Source organism: Burkholderia sp. AU28863, from assembly GCF_002223195.1.
Lineage (GTDB): Bacteria > Pseudomonadota > Gammaproteobacteria > Burkholderiales > Burkholderiaceae > Burkholderia > Burkholderia sola.
This window is the reverse complement of the sequence record NZ_NKFE01000008.1, coordinates 141,693-156,222: the sequence shown is the minus strand read 5'-3', so window position 1 is coordinate 156,222 and position 14,530 is coordinate 141,693. Positions and strand designations below refer to the sequence as shown.

Below are 14,530 nucleotides of genomic sequence, written 5' to 3'. Positions count from 1 at the left end.
ATGGACACGCTCGATTCCGCGCGCTGCTCCCCCGGTACCGGTGGTCCCGATCGTCCCGCGATCGGGGCGAGTCCCATCCCATCCGTACGCGAGGATACCGTCATGGCATCGATTCCCGACCCGTCGACAACCGGCGAAACCGACAAACGCAGCTGGCTCGAATCGCACGAAGCCGGCTATCACAAGACCCTCGGCAATCGACAGGTGCAGATGATCGCGATCGGCGGGGCCATCGGCACCGGGCTGTTTCTCGGCGCCGGCGCCCGGCTGCAGGCCGCCGGCCCGGCGCTCGCGATCGTCTATCTGGTATGCGGCGCGTTTTCGTTCCTGATCCTGCGCGCGCTTGGCGAGCTCGTGATGCATCGCCCCAGCAGCGGCAGCTTCGTGTCGTACGCACGCGAATTCCTCGGCGAGAAGGCGTCGTTCGTCGCAGGCTGGATGTACTTCCTGAACTGGGCGATGACCGGCATCGTCGACATCACCGCCGTCGCGCTCTACATGCATTACTGGGCGCCGTTCGCGGCCGTGCCGCAGTGGATCTTCGCGCTCGTCGCGCTGTGCATCGTCGCGACGATGAACCTGATCGGCGTGAAATGGTTCGCGGAGATGGAGTTCTGGTTCGCGCTGATCAAGGTCGCCGCGATCGTGCTGTTTCTCGTGATCGGCACGGCGATCCTCGGCACGGGCATGCCGGTGGCCGGCCATGGCACCGGCATGCATCTGATCACCGACAACGGCGGGTTCTTTCCGCACGGACTGATGCCGGCGCTGGTGCTGGTGCAGGGCGTGGTGTTCGCGTTCGCGGGCGTCGAGCTGGTCGGCACGGCCGCCGGCGAATGCAAGGATGCGCGCAAGGTGCTGCCGCGCGCGATCAACAACGTGATCTGGCGCATCGCGATTTTCTACGTCGCGTCGGTCGTCCTGCTGGTCTGCCTGCTGCCGTGGAGTGCGTACAAGGCGGGCCAGAGCCCGTTCGTCACGTTCTTCGGCGCGCTCGGCGTGCCGGGCATCGGCTCGGTGATGAACCTGGTGGTGCTGACGGCCGCGCTGTCGAGCCTGAACTCCGGCCTGTATTCGACCGGGCGCGTGTTGCGTTCGCTGTCGATGGGCGGCTCGGCTCCCGCGTTCCTCGCGCGGATGAGTTCGCAATCGGTCCCGTACGCGGGCATTCTGGTGACGGTCGCGATCTATGTGGTCGGCGTGCTGCTCAATTATCTGGTGCCGTCGAGCGTGTTCGAGATCGTGCTGAACATCGCGTCGCTCGGCATCATCAGCACATGGGGCTTCATCGTCGTGTGCCAGATGAAGTTCCGCGCCGCGGTCAGGCGCGGCGACGTGGAAGACGTAGCGTTCAGGATGCCGGGCGCGCCCGTGACGTCGTGGCTCACGCTGCTGTTCCTGCTCGGCGTGCTGGTGTTGATGGCATTCGACTATCCGAACGGGACGTGGACGATTGCGTCGATCCCGCTGGTCGCGCTGCTGCTCGTGGCCGGCTGGAAGTGGCTGAGCCGTCGCGCGCGCCGTGCGCTGCTCAAGCCGACGATTCCGTCGATCGCGCTCACGCAGAACGTGCTCGAGAACGGCGAGCACTGACTCGCGGCGGCATGCGCGCCGTCGAACGATCCGCCGTCGGGCCGCCGACGGCGGTCGACCGCCGCATTCAGTGATGCTCGTACAACGGCTGCGCGTCGAGCGACGCGAGCGATGCGAACGACGGCGCAGCGGTCTTTGCCGCGACGCTCGGCCGTGCGGCGGCCGATTGCGCTTGCTGTGCCGCGACCTTCGCTTCGGCGGCCTGGATGTCGTCGGGATAGTACGGATCGCTGCCGACCGGACGATAACCGGCCTTTTCGACGCGGACGAGATCGGCGCGCACGTCGGCCCGTGTGACCGCGTGGTCGGTGGTTTGCGCAAATGCGACGATCGGTGCGCTCAGCGCACAGGAAAGCAGGACTGCACGAATCAGGTTGTTCATGATGTTCACCTCTCAAAGATGGCGTGTTCGCGTCCGCATATCAGGCCGGACTTCCGCTCCCCATCGATGCGATGAAGAGTTGAGTGCATTCTGCGATTCGCGCGCTTTCCCGAAGGTGAGGCTTCGATTACGGTTTTGTTATCTGGTCGCTCGCGCCCGTCGCGGGCGCGTCGAGCGGCCGCACTTCCGGAATCATCGCGGCCTGGCCGTGCACGATTCCGTCTGCGTCCATGAGCTGCCACACGGTCGCGCGCTCGATCCAGAACCGCTTGCCGGACTTCGTCACCCGCACACCGCGGTATTCGGACACGAAGCCGTCGCGCATCACCTTGTCGAGAAACACCTGGCGCTCGTGTCGCTCCATCGGCTCCGCCGACAGACGGGACGGCAACGCCGTCAGTTCATCCCAGTCGTATTCGAAGATCGCCTGCGCGCGCCGGTTGCCGTACACGAACACCGGGTCGGCCGACGTGTCGTGCGCAAGGATGCCGAACGGCGCCGTATCGTACAGCCATGCGGCGCCGTCGGAAGCGCACATGCCGTCGGGCACGAGCGGGCCGTTCACGAACCGGCGATACGAATCGGCAAGAAGGACGAAGAAGTTTGCATCGGTGCGCAACGACATCGGGCTGGCTCCTGAAATCGGCGAGATACGCGAATGAGCGAAGGATTTGCCGCCGGACATTATAGGGATGAAGCGGCGCACCGCCGTCGGCGGCGACGGGTCGGCCAGCCCGCATCGCGCTGGGCGGCCCGCCGCGCGGCCGCCACCGCGCCCGCACAGATAACGGTTTCGTAATCCTCGAGTCAGGGTCGGGTCAACGCCGCGCCGGCAGACTGCATGCTCGTCGCATCGAATGCGCATCCAAGCCCTGCTTCGAGGAGCACCATCATGTGGATCGTCCGGCTGGCGTTACGCAGGCCCTACACGTTCGTCGTACTCGCACTGCTGATCTTCATCGCGGGGCCGCTCGCGCTGCTGCGCACGCCGACGGACATTTTCCCGAGCATCGACATTCCGGTCGTCAGCATCGTCTGGTCGTACAACGGCTTCTCCGCCGAGGACATGGCCAAGCGGATCACGTCGAACTACGAACGCGCGCTCACGTCGGACGTCGACGACATCGAGCACATCGAATCGCAGTCGCTGAACGGCGTGTCGGTCGTGAAGATCTTCTTCCACCCGGGCGCCGACATCAATCGCGCGATCGCGGAAGCCGCGAGCAACGCCGCGTCGATCCTGCGCATCCTGCCGCCCGGCACGCTGCCGCCGAACATCATCACGTACAACGCGTCGACCGTGCCGATCCTGCAGCTCGGGCTGTCGAGCGACACGCTCCCCGAGCAGCAGTTGTACGACCTCGGCAACAGCTTCATCCGCACGCAGCTCGCGACCGTCCAGGGCGCGGCCGTGCCGCTGCCGTTCGGCGGCAAGATCCGCCAGATCGTCGTCGATCTCGATACGCGTGCGCTGCAGGCGAAGGGACTCGCGCCGATCGACGTCGTCAACGCGATCAACGCGCAGAATCTGATCCTGCCGGGCGGCACCGCGAAGATCGGCACGCACGAATACAACGTGCAGATGAACGGCAGCACGCAGACGGTCGCCGCGCTGAACGACCTGCCGGTGAAGACGATCGGCGGCAACGTCGTGTACGTGCGCGACGTCGCGCACGTTCGCGACGGCTACGCGCCGCAGACCAACATCGTGCGGGCGGACGGCAAGCGCGCGGCGCTGCTGACGGTCGAGAAGACCGGCAGCACGTCGACGCTGACGATCATCGACCAGGTGAAGGCGATGCTGCCGAAAATCGCGGCCGGGCTGCCGAAGGCGCTGCACATTTCACCGCTCGACGATCAGTCCGTGTTCGTGAAGGCGGCGGTCCAGGGCGTCGTGCGCGAGGCGCTGATCGCCGCGTGCCTGACCGCGCTGATGATCCTGCTGTTCCTCGGCAGCTGGCGCGCGACGCTGATCATCGCGATCACGATCCCGCTCGCGGTGCTCACGTCGCTGCTCGCGCTGTCCGCGCTCGGCCAGACCATCAACATCATGACGCTCGGCGGGCTCGCGCTCGCGGTCGGGATCCTCGTCGACGACGCGACCGTCGCGATCGAGAACATCACGCATCATCTCGAGCTCGGCGCGCCGCTCGAGGAGGCCATTCTGACCGGCGCGGGCGAAATCGCGGTGCCGACCTTCGTGTCGACGCTGTCGATCTGCATCGTGTTCGTGCCGATGTTCCTGCTGACCGGCGTCGCGCGTTATCTGTTCGTGCCGCTCGCCGAGGCCGTGATCTTCGCGATGATCGCGTCGTACTTCTTCTCGCGCACGCTGGTGCCGACGCTCGCGATGGCGCTGATGCGCGCCAAAGGCAGCGGCCGGCCGCCGCGCGGCGTATTCGCGCGCATCGCTCGTTTCCAGGCCGCGTTCGAGCATCGCTTCGAGGCCGTGCGGCTGCGCTACCGCGCGCTGCTGTCGGCGGCGATCGCGCGGCGCCGCCGCTTCGCGGCCGCGTTCCTGCTCGCCTGCGTCGCATCGACCGGCCTCTACGCGTTCGCCGGGCAGGACTTCTTCCCGTCGGTCGACACCGGCGAGATCCGCCTGCACCTGCGCGCGCCGACCGGCACGCGGATCGAGGAAACCGCGCGGCTCACCGACGAAGTCGAAGCGAAGATCCGCGGCGTGATTCCGGCGAACCAGCTCGCCGGCGTGCTCGACAACATCGGCGTGCCGGTGAGCGGGATCAACCTCACGTACGACTCGTCGGACCCGATCGGCACCGAGGACGCCGACGTGCTCGTCACGCTGAAGCCGAATCACGCGTCGACCGCCGCATACGTCGCGAAGCTGCGCAACGTGCTCGCGCAGTCGTTCCCCGGCGTGACGTTCGCGTTCCTGCCGGCCGACATCGTCAGCCAGATCCTCAATTTCGGGCTGCCCGCGCCGATCGACATCCAGATCGTCGGCAACAAGCTCGACCAGAACCGTGCGGTCGCGAATGCGCTGCTCGCGAAGCTGCGCGGCGTGCGCGGGCTCGTCGACGCGCGCATCCAGCAGCCCGGCGACGAACCGGCGATCAACGTGAACGTCGATCGCACGAAGGCGATCCAGGCCGGCCTCGAACAGCGCGACGTCGCGCAGAACCTGCTGATCGCGCTGTCCGGCAGCTCGCAGACGACGCCGAACTTCTGGCTCGATCCGCGCAACGGCGTCAGCTACCCGGTGCTCGTGCAGACGCCGCAATACACGGTGAATTCGCTGCAGTCGCTCGCGAACGTGCCGCTGCCCGCCGGCACCGCCCGCTCGCCGCTGACGCCGGCCGGCGGCCCGGCCGCGGGCGCACCCGCGCAGAACCTGCTCGGCTCGCTCGGCACGTTCTCGCGCGCGACGCAGCAGGCCGTGGTGTCGCACTACAACGTGCAGCCGGTGCTCGACATCTTCGCGTCGGTGCAGGGGCGCGACCTCGGCGGCGTCACGGCCGACGTGACGAAGCTCGTCGACGCCGCACGCGCACAACTGCCGCCCGGCTCGTCGATCGTGCTGCGCGGCCAGGTGCAGGCGATGCACGAGTCGTTCGCGGGCCTGCTCGGCGGCCTCGCGCTCGCGATCTCGCTGGTCTACCTGCTGATGGTCGTGAACTTCCAGTCGTGGCTCGATCCGCTCGTGATCGTCGGCGGGCTGCCGGCGTCGCTGGCCGGCATCGCGTGGATGCTGTTCGTCACGCGCACCACGCTGTCGGTGCCCGCGCTGACCGGCACGATCCTGTGCATCGGCATCGCGACCGCGAACAGCATTCTCGTCGTGAATACGGCGCGCGAGCTGCTCGCGACCGGCGCATCGCCGTGGCAGGCAGCGCTCGACGCAGGCTTCAGCCGCTTCCGGCCCGTCGTGATGACCGCGCTCGCGATGCTGATCGGCATGTTGCCGATGGCGCTCGGCCTCGGCGACGGCGGCGAGCAGAACGCGCCGCTCGGCCGCGCGGTGATCGGCGGCCTCGCGTTCGGCACGGTGTCGACGCTGCTGTTCGTGCCGGTGCTGTTCGGCTTCGTCCACGCGTGGCTCGCGCGGCGTCGCGACGCCGCGGCCACCCGGCGCGCTCAGCACGCACCCGATACGCCGGCGCTGCGTTGAGCGCGGACGCCCGCCCTTTCTCATCCTTCGATTCGCCCGACCCGGACCCATCATGAACGACTCGATCGAACCCGTCGCCCCGCCGCCCGCCGCCGAAGCGGCCACCGCGGCCGCAGCCGTACCGCCCGCCGCCCGCGGCGGCGCCCCCGACACCCCGCCGGCCCGCCGCGGCCGCAAGCTGGCCGTGCCGCTCGCGGCCGCCGCGCTCGCCGCCGCGCTGCTCGCGCTCGGCATCGTGCCGCGTATCGATGCACGCGCCGCACAGCGCGCGCAGGTGGCCGTGCAGCAGGCGCTGCCGGTATCCGTCGTCGTGCCCGGAACGGCGCCGGCCGACCAGACGCTGACGTTGCCCGGCTCGGTCGCGCCCTATGCGGACGCATCGATCTATGCGCGCACGAGCGGCTATATCGCGCACTGGAGCGTCGATCTCGGCACGCACGTGAAGGCCGGCCAGACGCTCGCGCAGATTTCGGCGCCCGATCTCGACGCGCAGTTGCGCCAGGCGCGCGCCGACGAGGCGAGCGCGCAGGCGAACTACGATTATGCGAAATCGACCGCGCAGCGCTGGCAGGACATGCTGAAAACGCAGTCGGTGTCGCAGCAGGACACCGACACGAAGGTCGCGGACATGAACGCGAAACGCGCGATGCTCGCGTCCGCGCAGGCGAACGTCGCGCATCTCGCCGAGCTCGTGTCGTACGAGTCCGTCACCGCGCCGTTCGACGGCGTGATCACCGCACGCAACGTCGACGTCGGCACGCTGGTCACCGCGGGCGGCACGCCGGGCAGCCCGGGCCTGTCGGGCGAACTGTTCCATCTCGAACAGACGGACACGCTGCGCGTGTTCGTCGACGTGCCGCAGGACAGCGCGACCGGCGTATCGACCGGCACGCCGGTCTACCTGACGACGCCGCAGTATCCGGGGCGGCGCGTTGCCGCGCGTGTCGCGCGCAGCGCGGGCGCGATCGATCCTGTCACGCGCACGCTGCGCGTCGAGATCGACGTCGACAATCGCGACGGCACGCTGATGCCCGGTGCATATGCGCAGGCGCATCTCGTGTTGCCGAGCGCGGCGCCGGCGCTCGACCTGCCGGTCAGTGCGCTGCTGTTCCGTCCGAACGGCGTGACGGTCGCCACCGTCGGCGCGAACGGACGCACCGCACTGAAGACCGTGCAGATCGGGCGCGATTTCGGCACGCGCGTGGAGATCGTCGCGGGGCTCGCGGCGACCGATCGCGTGATCGATAACCCGGGCGATGCGATCACGGCCGGGGAAGCGGTGAAGATCGTGGCGACCTCGCACGATGCGGCGCCGGTTGCTGCTTCGTCTGCTTCGTCCGCTTCGTCTGCTTCGTCCGCTTCGTCCGCGCAGGCCGCGCAACCGGCGTCCGCGGCCGGTGCGCGCGACGTGCCGCAATTGCGCACAGCCGGCGTCGCACCATCCGAGTCAACACCCGCTCCGGCGCCCACCCGCGGCTAACCCATCGACGACCACCCACGAGATGCCTGCCATGCGCCTTCTTCATCCGCTCCCGTTCGCTCGCCGCATCGTCGCGCTCGGCGCCGTCGCCGCACTGACCGCCTGCTCGACGCTGCCTCCCTATTCGCCCCCTGCCGTCGCGGTGCCCGCGCACTACGCGGGCGCGCCGGCCGCACCGGCGGCGCAGGCCGGCTGGCGCGCCGCAATGCCGGCCGACGCCGCCGCGCGCGGCGCGTGGTGGACCGTGTTCGGCGACGCCGATCTGAACGCGCTCGAAGCGCGCGTCGACGTATCGAACCAGACTGTGAAGAAAGCCGTCGCCGATCTGCAGCAAGCGCGCGCGATGGTCGACTATCAGCACGCCGGGTTCCTGCCGACGATCACCGCGGGCGTCGCACAAAGCCGCTCGCGCGTGTCGCAGAACCGGCTCGGTTCGTCGCTCGCCGGCAAAACGACGCCCGACTACCAGGCCGGCGTGGCCGCGAGCTGGGAACCGGACGTGTTCGGCCGCGTGCGCGACGCGGTGACCGGCGCGCAGGCGAATGCCGCCGCGAGCGCGGCCGACCTGCAGGCCGTGAAGCTGTCGGTCACGGCCGAACTCGCAACCGACTATTTCGCGCTGCGCTCGCTCGACACGCAGAAGCAGTTGCTCGACGACACGGTGCGCGCGTACGCGGACGCGCTGACGCTGCTCAAGCAGCAGCTCGCGGCCGGTGCGATCGACGCGTCGGCGGTTGCGCAAGCCGACACGCAGCTCGAATCGACGCGCACGCAGGACACCGACATCGATGCGTCGCGTGCGCAGTTGCAGCACGCGATCGCGACGCTCGTCGGCGAGAGTGCATCGACGTTCGCACTGCCGCCGCGCGTGCAGGCGTTCCACGTGCCGGCCATTCCGGCCGGCGTGCCGTCGCAATTGCTGGAGCGGCGGCCCGACATCGCGGCGGCCGAGCGTCGCGTCGCGGCCGCGAACGCGCAGATCGGCGAGGCGCGCGCCGCGTTCTTCCCTGATCTCGTGCTGTCGGCGAGCGCCGGCCTCGAGAGTTCGTTCTTCGCGCCGTGGCTCGCGGCGCCGAGCCTGTTCTGGTCGCTCGGCCCGCAACTCGCCGGCACGCTGTTCGACGGCGGCCGCCGCAGCGCGTCGCTGCGGGGCGCGCATGCGCAATACGACGGCGCGGTCGCCGATTACCGGCAAACCGTGCTCGTCGCGTTCCAGCAGGTGGAGGATCAGTTGTCCGCGATCGATGCGCTCGCGTCCGAAGCCGGCAGCCAGCAACGCGCGACCGACGCGGCCGACCTGTCGCTGCGACTGACGACGAATCGCTTCAACGCGGGCGCCGTCAGCTATCTGGACGTGGTGACCGCGCAGACGATCGCGCTGACGAACCGGCGCACGGCCGATCAGATCGACGCGCGGCGGGTCGAGGCCGAAGTCGGGTTGCTGAAGGCGCTGGGTGGCGGGTGGCAGGCGAGCGCGAGCGCAGTATCAGGCGCGGAATCGAACACCCACGCGAAGGAACACGCGGCGGCCGTGCGGCCCGAACCCGCCGTCACGGTGCCGCCGGCCGGTTGAACCTGCAAGGAACGCTTGCCGCGCGCCATGCCCGCAAAAATCTTTTCGCGCCGCACTTACGATGCTGTCTTTCCGCCTCGGCGTAGGCCTCAAACGATGGTGTTGAAGCGCGGCCTGGGCGTGCGCCAAGGCTCAATGTGGACAGCCTCCAACACCCTGTAAAACAAGCACTAGCGTCGCCCCCATCGGGCTTCGGATGATCGTTATATTGTTGTGCGCGCACCCAATTTGTTGATCATCCGTTACGTGCACGCTATGCTCTTGTCACGAGTTGTTTGCCTCATTACGCCGCTCATGAGCCAAATCTGAAATTGCAAGCTCTTGAAAGCGCATTAGCACAATCTTCGCGCATACTTCCCCCATTTTTTACATGAGCGCAACGCGTGCAGACACGAAAAGAACGTCGCTCTCAGCCTTTGCTGACGGCACTACCACGAGTGCTCCCATTAGCCGTATCTGCGGTGACTGTTAGCAGCACCTTCGAACGGCAACAGCTATGGACCACGCTGTTGCTCGCCCCCGTTCAACTGGGCGCGACCGTCTGATGTGCGGCTTGGCTGGGCTGATTCGCTATGACGGCCAGGCGCCCGCACAGGTCGAGCGGGTGCTCGCCATGCGCGAGCGACAGCGGCATCGTGGGCCAGACGGCCGGGGCTTATGGCATGACCAACACGCCTTGCTTGCTCACGACCGTTTGGCGCTACTCGACGCCGAGCATGGCGCGCAGCCGATGCGCAGTGCCGACCATCGTTACGTGCTGGTCTACAACGGTGAGGTCTACAACTATGCGGAGCTTCGCCGCGAACTGAGCGCGCGCTGGTCGTTCCACACGAACACCGATACCGAGGTGGTGCTCGCCGCGTATGCGGTTTGGGGCGAAGCGTGTCTTCGGCGCTTCAACGGCATGTTCGCGTTCCTGGTGTGGGACACCCGTCGTCAGCGAGCCTTTGCCGCGCGCGACCGGCTGGGCGTCAAGCCGTTCGTTTACCTGCAACAGGGGGCGGAATTCCTGTTTGCCTCGGAGGCCAAAGGACTGCTGCCTGCGATGCACGCGCCGCGTGCGAATACCGACGCCGTGCTGGAATACCTGGTGGCGCCGTTCTTCAGCGGCGTGGCCCAACCCATGTTCGAAGGCATGGCGTACCTGCCGCCCGGGCATCTGCTGCGCCTGGATCGCGATGGCTTGCAGCTATCGCGCTGGGCGCCGGAGATTGCCGAAAATCCGGCTGCCAGGGCCGACGATATCGCTCCCGCGCTGCGCGAGCGGCTGGCCGCGGCCGTCCAGCGCAGCTCGATCGCCGATACACCGGTCGGCCTGTTTCTCAGCGGTGGCCTCGACTCCACGCTGATAGGCGGCCTGGCGCGAGCAGCAGGTACGACACCGCCGTGCTTCACCATTCGCTTTGAAGATCACGATCGCTACGACTACGCGCGTTCGCTGATCGTGGCTTCCGATGATCAGCCTTTCGCCGAACAGGCCGCAAATGAATTGGGCCTGCCACGCGAAGACGTCGCACCGACGCGCTCCGCGCTGGCCCAGGATCTGCTGCAATTGGCCACCCAAAACGATGCACTGCCCGCATGGGAACAGGAGCTGGCGCAACATTACCTGGCGCGAGCCGCCAGCACGCGCCTCAAGGCGGTATTGGTGGGCGATGCCGCCGATGAAACGCACTACGGTTATCACTTTCTGCTCGACCCGCACGCCACCCGTGACCCGACCCATATCCTGCAACGCTTGACCGGCGATCCCTATCTACGGCCCGGCCTGCTGGAGCGACCGTTGCAACACTACGGCGAGGCCTATCGCCAACTGGCGATCGCGGCCGGACACGATTGGCATACGCCCGCGTCACGTTTGCGCGCCACGCAATGGCTGGTGCGCCATCGTTGGTTGCAGCGGCTGTTGCATAACGGCGATATCCATGGCATGGCACATGGACTGGAAGCGCGCGTCCCCTTCAGCGATACCGAAGTTTTGGACCTGGCTGCCACCATTCCGGCCGAGCTGGCGCTACGTGACGGCGTGGAAAAGGCCATGTTGCGTGAAGCGTCGCGCGGTGCGTTGCCGGAAGCCGTGCGCCTGCGCAGGAAGTCGGCCTTACCCAAGGATCAAGGCAACGGCGAGTCATTGCGCCACCACACCCGCGAAATACTGGCTACGGACGCCGACCGCATCGCCGGCTTGCTCGACGTACGCCGGCTGCAGCGCCGCTGCGCCGATCCATTGCCGCTGAATGAGCAAGAGCGCGCCGTCATGTTTCGGGCGTGCTCGTTGGCTCACTGGTCGCGGGTTCACGGCGTGAGCATGCCATGAGGCGAGCGTTGTTTCGCGTGGCGCCCGAGACGGGGCATCTCGATCTTTGAGTCGAACCGGACCAGCGCTTGCGAACCGCTAGGCTTCGAAGTGGCGTTCTACGCGCCCGCCATCCCAGCCTGGTCGGATTGTTGAAGACGCTGGGCGGCGGCTGGCAGGCGAGCGCAAGCGCAGGCGCGGAGTCGAACACTGGCGCGACGGAACCCGCGGCGGCCGCACGGCCCCGACCCGCCGTCACGCAGCCGGCGGCCGGTTGAACGTGAGCACGAACCGCGTGCCGCGCGCGTCGCTTTCGACCTGCGCGGTGCCGCCGTGCAGCTCCATCACCGAGCGCACGATCGCGAGGCCGAGCCCGGCCGTACCGCCCGGCACACCGCCGCTGCGCGCGGGGTCGCCGCGCACGAAGCGGTCGAAGATCCGCGGCAGCAGCGCGGGATCGATCGGCTCGCCCGGATTCGCGACGACGACGCGCACCGCGTCCGGCGTTTCGTCGACACGCAGCGTGATGACACCGCCGGCAGGCGTGTAACGCAGCGCGTTCGCGAGCAGGTTGCCGACCGCGCGACGAAACAGCTCGACGTCGGCGGTCAGCTGCCCGTGCCCGTCGACGCGCAACGACGAGCCCGCTTCGTCGGCGAGCCCCTCGAAATACTCGGCGATGCGCTCCAGTTCTTCACGCACGTCGAACGCGCGCTGCCGTGTGACGAAGCTCGGATGCTCGGCTCGCGCGAGAAACAGCACGTTCTCGATCATCCGCGCGAGACGGTCGTATTCCTCGAGATTCGATTCGAGCAGCGTCTGGTACTCGTCGACCGAACGCGGCCGCGCGAGCGCGACTTCGGTGGCGCCGCGCATGTTGTTCAGCGGCGTGCGCAAGTCGTGCGCGAGATCGGCGCTGAATTGCGACAGATGCGCGAACGCCTGCTGCAGGCGGCCGAGCATCGCGTTCTGCGCATCGACGAGCGCGCGCAGCTCGGGCGGCGCGCGCGACGCATCGAGCCGCGTGTCGAGCTTGTCGACCGTGATCCGGCCGGTGTCGTCGACGATCTCGCGCAGCGGCGCGAGCGCCTTGCGAATCAGCCCGTAGCCGAGCAGTAGCGCGAACAGCGCGCCGAGGGCGCCGGCGAGTTTGAGCCGGTCGCGATAGCCTTCGAGCAGATCGGCGCGGTCGCGCATGTTGCGCGCGATCGCGATGCGGATCGGCGTGCGGTCGCCGAGCGCGGCCTCGATCAAGACGCCGCGCATCGGCGTGCCGCCGCCAGTGGTCCACGTGACGAGCCGGTCGGCCGTGATCCGGTCGTTCGCGGGAACCGGCGCCGCGTGCGGCGCGAACAGCTGCGCGTCCGCCAGCGGAACGGATGCGGCCGCAGGCGGGTCGTCGAGCGCGGCGAGCCGGACGTTGTGGCGCGCGAGCACGTCGCCCTGCGCATCCACGACGACCATCGACAGCGCCTCGTTGCCCAGCACCTGGCTCGTGAGCCGCTCCGCGTGCGCGCGGACCGCATCGAGCGACTCGAGCTCGCCCGCGAGCCGGCGCGTGTGACGCGCGGCCAGCACGATGTCGAGATCGTCCTGTGTGTTGACCTGCCGCTCGAGGCCCGCATACACGTACGCGCCGACGAGCGCGAACGCGGCGAGCGTGGTGGCGGCGAACGCGAGCGCGAGCGTCGCCGCAAGCGAGCGCGGGCACGTCATGCGTCGTCCTTCGGTTCGAGCACGTAGCCGACGCCGCGCACGGTATGGATCAGCTTGACCGGGAACGCGTCGTCGATCTTCGCGCGCAGACGCCGGATCGCGACCTCGACGACGTTCGTGTCGCTGTCGAAATTCATGTCCCACACGTACGACGCGATCTGCGTGCGGCTCAGCACCTCGCCCTGCCGGCGCGCAAGCAGCTGCAGCAGCGAGAATTCGCGCGGCGTCAGGTCGATTCGCGTCGCGCCGCGCTTCACGCGGCGGCGCACCACGTCGATTTCCAGATCGCCGACCGCCAGATGTTCGGTCTCGCGCGGCGGCCCGCGACGGGCGAGCGTGCGGATGCGGGCGAGCAGTTCGACGAACGCGAACGGCTTCACGAGGTAGTCGTCGGCGCCGAGTTCGAGGCCGTGCACGCGGTCCTGCACGTCGTCGCGTGCGGTCAGGAACAGCACCGGCGTCGTGTGTGTTTCGCGCAGCCGCTTCAGCACGCCCCAGCCGTCGAGCACGGGCAGCATCACGTCGAGCACGATCACGTCGTAACGCTCTTCCTGCGCGAGCATCAGCCCTTCGGCGCCGTCCTTCGCCAGATCGACGCTGAAGCCCGATTCCTCGAGCCCCTTCTTCAGGTACGCGCCCGTCTTCGGTTCGTCTTCGACTATCAGGATGCGCATGGCCGGCTCCGTCGCTTTCGTGGGGACATCCGGCGATGTTACCCGGAAACGGCGACACGGCTTCGCTCCGTGCAGGCGCGAACGGCGTAGATGACAAAACGGTAATCAGACGGTCAGCCTGGCGTGCGGTCACGGTGCCAGGCGGCGGGTTCCCGTGCCGTCAGCCCGATCGGGCGCCACATTGCTTTTATTGACGACGCACAGTCCGCAAACGATTGCGCACAAGACGAAAATAAAACGTTTCTGTACCATTCAGATAATAAGGATCACTTCCAGATATGAACACGAACCGTGTCTGACACATGAATTTCATTATGTACTTAAAACGGGAGTGAAACGATACGCTCGTCTCCCCGGCGCCCATATGGGTGCTTCCGCGCCTCCACCTTCTAGTTATTGCACCCACCGGCTGCCCAAATGCTTCGAGCGTGACCGAAATCGGCGCGCTTGTCGGACGGTTGGAGTGGGCGGGATTCCATCGCCGTCTTGTCTGACAAAACCCACCGAACGAGCGATGCGAGTGCATGCGTACCGCATACATCGCATGCTTCACATACGAATGGCCCGTCACATCGTCCCCGCGGCCACCCCATTATTCTCGACCGGACGTCGACACGGATGCGAATGCGATTGCCCTGCACTGCGCAGACCATTTCCATGAGAACAGACGTAGCACCCTTTAAC

At 67.6% G+C, this 14,530-nt stretch carries 9 protein-coding genes; 5 read left to right on the top strand and 4 right to left on the bottom strand.

What is annotated here, in order from left to right:
• Positions 1 to 102 precede the first annotated feature (102 nt).
• Positions 103 to 1,593, top strand: a complete 1,491-nt coding sequence (ansP, locus tag CFB81_RS30460) for an L-asparagine permease (RefSeq protein ID WP_089437644.1) — start codon at positions 103 to 105, stop codon at positions 1,591 to 1,593.
• A gap of 67 nt (positions 1,594 to 1,660) precedes the next feature.
• On the opposite strand, the gene CFB81_RS30455 is transcribed toward ansP, so the two are convergent.
• Both CFB81_RS30455 and CFB81_RS30450 read right to left on the bottom strand, forming a co-directional pair.
• Entirely contained in the window at positions 1,661 to 1,975 is a 315-nt protein-coding gene (locus tag CFB81_RS30455; RefSeq protein WP_069616623.1) for a DUF4148 domain-containing protein, read from the bottom strand.
• 127 nt (positions 1,976 to 2,102) lie between these two features.
• On the bottom strand, positions 2,103 to 2,600 hold the full coding sequence (locus CFB81_RS30450) for an MEKHLA domain-containing protein (protein ID WP_089437643.1): 498 nt from the start codon (positions 2,598 to 2,600) through the stop codon (positions 2,103 to 2,105).
• 267 nt (positions 2,601 to 2,867) lie between these two features.
• Between CFB81_RS30450 and CFB81_RS30445 the strand changes: the two genes are divergently transcribed.
• From CFB81_RS30445 to asnB, 4 genes are all read left to right on the top strand, one after another.
• Positions 2,868 to 6,107, top strand: coding sequence for an efflux RND transporter permease subunit (locus CFB81_RS30445; RefSeq protein ID WP_089437642.1), 3,240 nt, complete (start codon positions 2,868 to 2,870; stop codon positions 6,105 to 6,107).
• Positions 6,108 to 6,159: 52 nt separating this feature from the next.
• A complete protein-coding gene (locus tag CFB81_RS30440; RefSeq protein WP_089437641.1) occupies positions 6,160 to 7,587 on the top strand; it encodes an efflux RND transporter periplasmic adaptor subunit in 1,428 nt (475 codons plus the stop codon).
• Positions 7,588 to 7,618: 31 nt separating this feature from the next.
• Positions 7,619 to 9,160, top strand: coding sequence for an efflux transporter outer membrane subunit (locus CFB81_RS30435; protein WP_089437640.1), 1,542 nt, complete (start codon positions 7,619 to 7,621; stop codon positions 9,158 to 9,160).
• A 496-nt stretch (positions 9,161 to 9,656) separates the two neighbouring features.
• The gene (gene asnB, locus CFB81_RS30430) at positions 9,657 to 11,477 is read left to right on the top strand and encodes an asparagine synthase (glutamine-hydrolyzing) (protein WP_089437639.1); all 1,821 of its coding nucleotides are present in this window, start codon (positions 9,657 to 9,659) and stop codon (positions 11,475 to 11,477) included.
• 234 nt (positions 11,478 to 11,711) lie between these two features.
• Here asnB and CFB81_RS30425 read toward each other — a convergent pair whose 3' ends face one another.
• Together CFB81_RS30425 and CFB81_RS30420 are read right to left on the bottom strand one after the other, a co-directional pair.
• A complete protein-coding gene (locus CFB81_RS30425; protein WP_089437638.1) occupies positions 11,712 to 13,172 on the bottom strand; it encodes a heavy metal sensor histidine kinase in 1,461 nt (486 codons plus the stop codon).
• Positions 13,169 to 13,846: a heavy metal response regulator transcription factor gene (locus CFB81_RS30420; RefSeq protein ID WP_089437637.1), complete on the bottom strand. Its 678-nt coding sequence runs from the start codon at positions 13,844 to 13,846 to the stop codon at positions 13,169 to 13,171. The genes CFB81_RS30425 and CFB81_RS30420 overlap by 4 nt, the downstream gene beginning before the upstream one ends.
• Between the last annotated feature and the right edge of the window lie 684 nt (positions 13,847 to 14,530).